Source organism: Hyphomonas sp., assembly GCF_046313975.1.
Taxonomy (GTDB): domain Bacteria; phylum Pseudomonadota; class Alphaproteobacteria; order Caulobacterales; family Hyphomonadaceae; genus Hyphomonas.
The window spans coordinates 53,090-61,212 of sequence record NZ_JBKBXB010000018.1; the positions used below are offsets into that span (position 1 = coordinate 53,090).

Annotated in this window: 4 protein-coding genes and 1 tRNA gene; 4 read left to right on the forward strand and 1 reads right to left on the reverse strand. The window is 63.0% G+C overall.

Annotation, left to right across the window (positions count from 1 at the left end; translation table 11 throughout):
* Positions 1-54 precede the first annotated feature (54 nt).
* The 3 genes from ACK4TE_RS08475 to ACK4TE_RS08485 all read left to right on the forward strand — a co-directional run bounded on the left by ACK4TE_RS08475 (position 55) and on the right by ACK4TE_RS08485 (position 4,807).
* Complete coding sequence (locus tag ACK4TE_RS08475) at positions 55-729, forward strand: DUF6134 family protein (RefSeq protein WP_409911063.1); 675 nt, start codon at positions 55-57, stop codon at positions 727-729.
* On the forward strand, positions 729-2,303 hold the full coding sequence (locus tag ACK4TE_RS08480; RefSeq protein WP_409911064.1) for a cryptochrome/photolyase family protein: 1,575 nt from the start codon (positions 729-731) through the stop codon (positions 2,301-2,303). Before ACK4TE_RS08475 ends, ACK4TE_RS08480 begins: the two co-directional genes overlap by 1 nt.
* A gap of 95 nt (positions 2,304-2,398) precedes the next feature.
* Positions 2,399-4,807, forward strand: coding sequence for a putative bifunctional diguanylate cyclase/phosphodiesterase (locus tag ACK4TE_RS08485; RefSeq protein WP_409911065.1), 2,409 nt, complete (start codon positions 2,399-2,401; stop codon positions 4,805-4,807).
* Here ACK4TE_RS08485 and ACK4TE_RS08490 read toward each other — a convergent pair.
* Positions 4,804-7,635, reverse strand: coding sequence for an AsmA family protein (locus ACK4TE_RS08490; protein ID WP_409911066.1), 2,832 nt, complete (start codon positions 7,633-7,635; stop codon positions 4,804-4,806). The genes ACK4TE_RS08485 and ACK4TE_RS08490 overlap by 4 nt on opposite strands.
* A 187-nt stretch (positions 7,636-7,822) precedes the next feature.
* On the opposite strand from ACK4TE_RS08490, the gene ACK4TE_RS08495 reads away from it, so the two are divergent.
* Positions 7,823-7,899 (forward strand) — tRNA-Asp (locus ACK4TE_RS08495).
* The last annotated feature ends 224 nt before the right edge of the window (positions 7,900-8,123 follow it).

An 8,123-nucleotide genomic window follows, 5' to 3' on the forward strand; every position in this document is an offset into this window, starting at 1 on the left:
CGGTCGCCGTTCGTAAGGAATTGCAAACCGTTTTGCGGCGTGAAGGAGACGGCCATGACTGTCAGATCCCTGCTGATCCTGTTGATATCACTGGTATTTGCGACCTCTGCCCAAGCGGACACGCCGGTGACGCCGGGCAAGTGGCAGCCGAGCGCGGGCGACGAAATCCGCTTCAACGTGCTGCGGCAGGGCCAGGCCTTCGGCAGCCATGCCGTGCGTTTCGAGGAAGGGGCGGACGGCAGCCTGATTGCGCGCACGGATGTCTCGCTGAAGGCGGGGCTGGGGCCGGTGACGCTCTACCGCTACCAGCTGGAAGCGGCCGAGACCTGGGCAAATGGCCAGCTTGTGAAAGTGTCCGGCAAAGTGAACGATGATGGCAAGCGGCGCTCTGTGACGGCTGCGCGCGAGGGCGCTGCGCTGAAAGTGAAGGGCAGCGACTTCACCGGCACCGCGCCGAAGGAGGTGGTGCCGGCGAGCCACTGGAACTATGCGCAGACGATGACGCGCAAGCTGCTCTCGACCGAGGATGGTGAAATCCTCGACGTGCGTGTCGACCGGATCGGCCGCGAGACGATTGAGGCCGGCGGCAAGACAATCGAGGCGAACCGTTACCGGCTCGATTCCGCGCTTGATGTGGACCTCTGGTATGATGATGACGGGCGTTGGGTGAAGCTCGCTTTCGAAGCGCGCGGCCAGAAGATCGAGTATGTGCTCGACCGCTTCTACTGATGGACAAAACTTCCGGCGCCGCGCTGCGGCTTGTCCTGGGTGACCAGCTGTCGCCGCAGCTCTCGTCGCTGGAAGGTGCTGCGCCGGGCGACCTGATCCTGATCGCGGAAGTGATAGAGGAGGCGACGTACGTTCGCCATCACAAGAAGAAGATCGCCTTCCTGTTCGCCGCGATGCGCCATTTTGCGGAGGAGCTGCGCCAGGCGGGGCACCGAGTGCGCTATGTGAAGCTGGATGATCCGGCGAATGCGGGTTCGCTGCGCGGCGAAGTTGCGCGGGCGCTGGAGGAGGAGCCGGGCCTCGCGCGCCTCATCCTGACGAAGCCGGGCGAGTGGCGCCTGTTGCAGGATATGGAGCGCTGGTGCGATCTGTTCTCCGTGCCGGTGGAGCTGCGCGACGATACGCGCTTCATCGTGCCGCTGAAGGCGTTTGCTGAATGGGCGAAGGGGCGCAAGCAGTTGCGCATGGAATACTTCTATCGCGATGTGCGCCGGCAGACCGGCCTGCTGATGGACGGAGACCAGCCGGCGGGTGGCCAGTGGAACTATGATGCGGAGAACCGCAAGCGCCTGCCGAAATCGCTGGTGCCGCCGCCGCGATACCTTCCGCCTGCGGACGAGGTGACGCGCGGCGTGATACAGCTGGTCGAGACCCGGTTCCCGGATCATTTCGGCGACCTTGAGCCCTGGGTGTTCGCCACCACGCGCGAAGGCGCCGAGGCGGCCCGGGATCATTTCATCCAGGAGATTCTGCCGGGTTTCGGCGACTGGCAGGACGCGATGGCAAAGGGCGAGCCCTGGATGTGGCACTCGCTGCTGTCCGTCTATCTCAATTGCGGCCTGCTGGACCCGCTGGATGTGTGCCGGCGGGCCGAGGCGGAATGGCGGGCGGGCCGCGCGCCGCTGAATGCGGCGGAAGGTTTCATCCGGCAGATCATCGGCTGGCGGGAGTATGTGCGCGGTATCTACTGGATGCAGATGCCGGGCTATGCCGGGATGAATGCGCTGGGCGCACACCGTGCGTTGCCAGAGTTCTACTGGACGGGTGAAACCGATATGCGCTGCATGGCCGAAGCCATCGGGCAGACCAAGCGCCATGCCTATGCGCACCACATCCAGCGCCTGATGGTGACCGGCAATTTCGCGCTGCTTGCGGGAATTGATCCGTGGGCGGTAAATGAATGGTACCTGCTTGTTTACGCAGACGCGTATGAGTGGGTCGAACTTCCGAACACGCACGGCATGGCGCTGCACGCCGATGGCGGGCTGATGGCGTCGAAACCCTACGCGGCGAGCGGCAATTACATCAACAAGATGTCCGACTATTGCGGCAGCTGCGCCTACAGCGTCCGCAACAGGACCGGGCCGGACGCCTGCCCGTTCAACTTTTTGTACTGGGACTTCATGGATCGCAATCTGGAGCGGTTCAGATCCAACCCCCGGATGGCCATCATCTGCAAGGCCGCCGCGCAAATTCCCAACCAGGAGATGCGCGAGATGCGCCTCGCGGCCGAGCAATTCCTTGATAAAATCGGCGCCGTTGAGCCGGTGTCTGAACAAATTCCTAAAACATGACGCGCAGTTTTCCTGACGCGTAAAAGCTGAAATTCAGGCTGTTTTGCTAGACATTCTCTCCGAAAGCCTGGGCGCACGGGCGGGAGAAAAGACAGATGGACAAGTCAGCATCCGCGCCAGAGGGCCTCTGGTCGCTCGATCATTTTGCGAGGCCTGCGACGATTCCGGAGAAGCACCAGGAATCTTTGCGGGAGAAGCAGCTCGAGACGGTGACCAGTATCACGCTGGTGATCGTGCTGGCTAATCTTCTGAACGCGGCGATCATTCTCCTGTCATTCCAGCATGCGGCTGTCGGCAACCTTCTCAATATTTGGGCGGCGGCTGTTGCCTTCTTCTCGATGGTCATTTTCGGGCGCTCGGTCTATGTGCGCCGGGTGCGTCGCAAGGCGCGCAATGTCTCGAAGGATCTGGATGCGGTCACGCGCGGGGCGACGCTGAACGGCGTGCTGTGGGCGGTGGCGCCGCTGGTGGTGATGAGTTCGGTCGAGACCCAGGGCCAGATGGTGATGGGCATCCTCATGGCCAGCATGTTGTTCGCCGGGGCGTTCCTCCTGTCGCGTGTGCCGGATGCGGCATTCGCCTTCACGCTACCGGTGGGCGCGAGCCTCGTCATCTCGATGCAGTTCCAGCAGGATGTGGCTTACCAGTTCGCCTCGGTCCTTGTGATCGTCTATCTCGGCCTGCTGATCTTTGCCGTGCGCTGGTCGCACCGCCAGTTCGTGGAACAGCATCTGGGCGAAGCGGCCGTAGGCGAGCAGTCGCAGCTGATCGGCCTCCTGTTGCGCGACTTCGAGGAAAGCACGTCGGACTGGCTCTGGCAGACGGACACGTCCGGCAGGCTGGAAGAGATTCCGATGGTTCTCGACGGCGGCGCGGAGAGCGCCACATTCATGAAACTCGGCGAGAAGATCACATCGCTGTTTGCTGCCAATGAAGCGCGCGCGGCGCTGGAGCAGGCGTTGACCCGCCATCAGGCTTTCCGCGATCTCGTGTTGCGCGTGAACCCCGGACATGAGCCGGAGTGCTGGGTGTCGCTGACAGGCAAGCCGATCTTCGAAGGCGCCGTGTTCTCAGGTTTCCGCGGCGTGGCGACCGACATCACGCAGTCGAAGCTGATCGAAGACCGCCTGGCCCATATGGCGCATTTTGATGCGCTGACCGGCCTGCCCAACCGGTCGACGATGCAGGAACATCTGGAGAAGCTGGTGCGTCAGCCGCCGGAGCAGGGCGCCGTGCGGGCGCTGCTCTGGATGGACCTCGACAATTTCAAATGGGTCAACGATACGCTCGGCCACCCGGCGGGGGACGAACTGCTGAGGCAGGTGGCGCATCGGATCAGCGAGCTGACAGCGCAGGGCGACATGGTTGCCCGCCTCGGCGGCGACGAGTTCGCCCTGCTCATCGAGCGGCCGAATGATGGCTCTCTGGAACACTTCTTCGATCGGCTGGTGAACCATATGCGCACGCCGTACATGATCTGGGGGTCGACCGCGAATTGCCCGGCCTCGTTCGGTGTGCGCCTGTTCGATGCCTACACCACCGACACGCGCGAAATCCTGAAACATGCAGACCTCGCGCTCTATGATGCCAAGCGCAGCGGCAAGTCGCAGTGGCGCATGTTCACATCGCAGCTTGATGCCGATGCGAAAGCGCGTATCCGCACCGAGCACGAGCTTGAGCGCGCGATCGAGCAGGAAGAGCTTGCAGTCTATTTCCAGCCGCTGGTCGATGCCTCGACGCACAGGATGATCGGCGCGGAAACGCTGCTACGCTGGAAACACCCGACGCGCGGCCTCGTTTTCCCAGACCAGTTCATCGAGCTGGCGGAGGACAATGGCCTGATCACGCGAATGGGCGAATGGGTGATCCGCGCGGCGCTGGCAGAAGCGGCGCGCCTGCCCGACAATATCAGTGTGTCGGTGAATATTTCGCCGCTGCAGATACACTCGGCAACGCTGGTGTCGACGATCGTCAATTCGCTTGCGGCGCACGATATCAACCCTTGCCGGCTTGAGCTGGAGATCACCGAGTCCGTGTTGATGAGCGACACAGAGTTTACGCTGAAGCGGCTGCATCAGCTGAAGGATCTCGGCGTGCGTATTGCGCTTGACGATTTCGGGACGGGCTATTCCTCGCTCAGCTATCTGCGTTCGTTCCCGTTCGACAAGATCAAGATCGACAAGAGCTTTGTGAAGGACATCGAGTCACGCCCCGAGAGCCGCGCGATTACGGTGGCGACGCTGAACCTTGCCAAGTCCCTTGGCATGCGGTGTACGGCGGAAGGTGTCGAGACGCTATATCAGGCCGATTTCCTGCGCGACAATGGCTGCGACGAGCTGCAGGGCTTCTTCATCAGCCGCGCGCAGCCACTGGATAATCTCAGCCACCTCGTCACTGTCGGGCCGAAGACGGCCGCGTCGAATCCGCCGCTGGACCTTCGGGACAAGACGGCCGATGCCAAGATCATCCCGTTTTCCGGCGATTTCCGCGAGAAGTCGGCCTAGGGCGTCGGTTCCTCTGCGGGCGTTTCTTCTTCCGCAGGCTTGACGGGTTCAGGCTGTGTCTTCTTGCGGCCGAACAGGTTGCCCAGCGCGTCCCGCGCGGCGTTCTCCAGTTCATCCTCGACCGCTTTCTGCGGCGTCTTCGCAGGCGGCGTTTCGGCTGGCGGCGTGTCGTCCGTAGGCTGAGCAGCGGGGTTTGCGGGCGGGGTATTGCGCGGCGGAACGCCGATGATGCCGCCGATAATGTCGCCGGCTGCGCCGCCGCGGCCTGTCAGCTCGTCAACCAGTTTGCCCTTCAGTTCCGCTTCGAGCGCGGCCTGGACGCCGGAAAAGTCCGGTGTGACCTTGATCTGGTTCCAGCTGCCCGACAGGCGCACCGGCACAGGTATCCCGTTCAGCTGCACGACGGCGCCGGCGCCCTGGCCAGTCCGGTCAATCGCCGTGGCAAGGCGCAGGTCGAGCGACTGGCCGCCGATATCGATCTTGCCGCTGCCATCGATGCCGAGCGCCGGGCTGATCAGCTTCAGAACATTGACCGTCGCCACGCCGTTCTCGATCTTCATCAGGCTGTTGAAATTCGTGAAGTCGGTTTCGGCGGCGGGCGAAAGGACGCCGCGGAAGTCGACCTGGTTGAGCTTGCCCGTAGTGAAGGCCGTCTGAAGGGACTGGACAGAGCGCACCATCTGCGTGACATTGAGCCCCTTGAGGGCGCCGTCGGCAAGGTTGGTCGACACTTCGCCGCTGAGGCCGTTCATCAGCGCATCGATCGAGTCGCCGCGCGTGGCCGCGTCGATCCTGAACGCGCCGGTGCCGACGAGCCGGTCGAACCCCGCCAGCGTGCCGAGCAGGTTCGACATGGCGACGCTGTCGCCCTGCATCTGGAAGCTGATCGCGGGAACGGCGGAGGCGGCATCGACCGTCATCTTGCCTTCCCAGTTGCCGCCGAAGGCCTTGAAGCGCGAGAGGTCCGCCGTCAGGGCGCCATTGTCGAGCTTCGCCGTCAGGGCCGCATCTGTGAGCTTCACGCTGCCGATATTGATCTGTGTCGTGACGATCTGAAGATCGGCATCTGCCGCCGAGAGACCGGCGAGATCAAGCTTGTCCTTGCTCCACTCGGTCAGGGGCTGGGCGGGTTTCGGCTTCTGGTCCGACGGTGCGAGGAAGGGCGACAGGTCCAGCATGCCCATGTTGAGCTTGCCGGTGAGGCGCGGCTTCTCGCCGGTCAGGTCGATGCCGGCAGTGCCCTTGGCCGTGATGTTGTCGAGCTTCAGGTCAAGCGCTGAAATCTGGATGTTGGTGAAGGTGCCGGTGAGGTCCCCGGTGGCGGAGAAAGTCTGCAGGGTCGCACCCGGCTCGAGTTCCACATCGGTGGCGGCGAGCAACTCGCGCAGCTTGTTGCTGGAGGCGTCCAGCTTGCCATTCAAGGCGCCCTCGCCGGCAAGCGAGAGGCTGCCGGTATAGGCGGCCTTCAGGAGGTCGCCGTCATGCGTGAAGGTGATGCCCGTGAGTTGCAACGCATCGACCGGGCCACTGATGGCGCCGTCCATCGAAACTTTCTGAAGCGCGGGGGCGGCCGGAAGCTCGACGTTCAGCTGTTTCGCAAGTTCGCCGGCTTTTGGCGTATCGAAGCTGAGCTTGCCGTTCAGCGTGGGCATTTCGCCCAGCATGATGTCGCCCGCATAGCTGGTGGTCAGCAGCTGTCCCTTGGTCCGAAGCTTCTCGAACGTGATGGCAGGTTCGGTCAGCGCGCCCTTGATGCTCGCTTCGAGATCAAGGCTGCCAAGCGGCGCCGCACTCACCGGCAAGTCGATGGCCGCGAATTTCGCCAGCGCGTCGATCTTCGGCGCGCTGAGGGTCAGCTTGCCGTCAATCACCGGCGCCGCGCCGAGATTGACCTTGCCGGTGAAGCCCGTCCTGGCAAGGTCGGAGGACTGGCTGAAGCGCTTGATGTCAACCGCGAGGGCATCGAAGGCGCCGGAAACCTCGCCCTCGACATTCATCTTGCCGAGCTTGGTAATGTCGAACGGCACTTCGACATTGGCATAGTCGAGCAGCGACCGGATCGCCTCGGAGCTGGCCGAGAACTTGCCGTCCACCGACGGCGCCGTGCCGAGCGTGAGGACGCCATCATAGCGGGCCTTGATGAAATCCGTGGCGAGGTTCGCCTCCAGCGTGGCGGGCTTGCCGCCGGTCGCGGAATCCAGCGAGTTCAGGATCGCATCGATCTTGAAGCGCTGGCCCTGGAAGAACCCATTGGCATCCAGCCGCAGCGGCGCGTCGAGGGCGGACATGCCGGCCGTGAGGTCAAGTTCGCGCAGTTCGTAACGGGTACCGGCCTGCTTGTCGTCATAGACGAGCGAGGCATTGCGCAGGCGCACATTCTCGACCGCGCCGTTGAAGCCGCCGCCGGAGGGGGGCGTGCCCGTGGTGGAGGGGGGCGCCTTCTCGAGCACCCAGTTCGTGGTGCCGTCCTCCTTCACCTGCAGGGAGACGGCGGCGTCGATGAAGGCAAGCTCATGCACCTCGACGCGCTGGCCGAACAGCAGGGGCGCCCATTTGACCGCGCCGCGCAGCTCGCCGGCCTCGATCATGTAGGTGCCGTCGAATCCGGCCGGATTGGTCACCTTCATGCCGCCCACGCTGGCCGCAATGCGGGGGAACAGGGACAGCCGGACATCGCCGTCGAGCGTGACCTTGCGCTGCAATGCCTGGCCGGCGGCCCGCTCGATCTGGGCCCTGTAGACAGACTTCGGCACAAGGAAGGGCACTGTCAGCGCCGCGCCGATCAGGAGTACAAAAATTCCGCCTGCAATCAGGGCGATACGCTTCATGGTCCGGTTCTCTCTTTGGGCGTCGATAGCAGATGTACAGATACTATGTCGCTTGAATGGCAGCTGAAGGGCAAATGGCAGAAATCTGGTCTTGCCGGGGCACTGCAAGGCATGCCGAAGGACCGCTTGACCCGGCCCGGCGAGGCGATTAGAGAGGCGCTTCGCCCGAAGGGGCGGCCAGAGATGCGCGGGTGTAGCTCAGTCGGTTAGAGTGCCGGCCTGTCACGCCGGAGGTCGCGGGTTCGAGCCCCGTCACTCGCGCCATTCCTTGCGGAATGAAATCCTCCTAAGTCCTTGAAAATGAAGAACTTAGGGCGCTCATAAGGAGCGTTTTTGGGTTCGACGCCGCTTGTTGCACTACAGTTTGCACTACGGATTGCATACTTTTTGCACTACAATTCGCGATGAAACAGAATGGTCTTGGATTAAGATATCTAAAGTCGCGCGGTGGCTGGTGGCATTACCAGAGACGCGTGCCGAGCCGCTTC

Bases quoted from the DNA above. Each gene is read 5' to 3' on its own strand.
- ACK4TE_RS08475 (WP_409911063.1), top strand. From the start codon at position 55: ATGACTGTCAGATCCCTGCTGATCCTGTTGATATCACTGGTATTTGCG.
- ACK4TE_RS08480 (WP_409911064.1), top strand. From the start codon at position 729: ATGGACAAAACTTCCGGCGCCGCGCTGCGGCTTGTCCTGGGTGACCAG.
- ACK4TE_RS08485 (WP_409911065.1), top strand. From the start codon at position 2,399: ATGGACAAGTCAGCATCCGCGCCAGAGGGCCTCTGGTCGCTCGATCAT.
- ACK4TE_RS08490 (WP_409911066.1), bottom strand. From the start codon at position 7,635: ATGAAGCGTATCGCCCTGATTGCAGGCGGAATTTTTGTACTCCTGATC.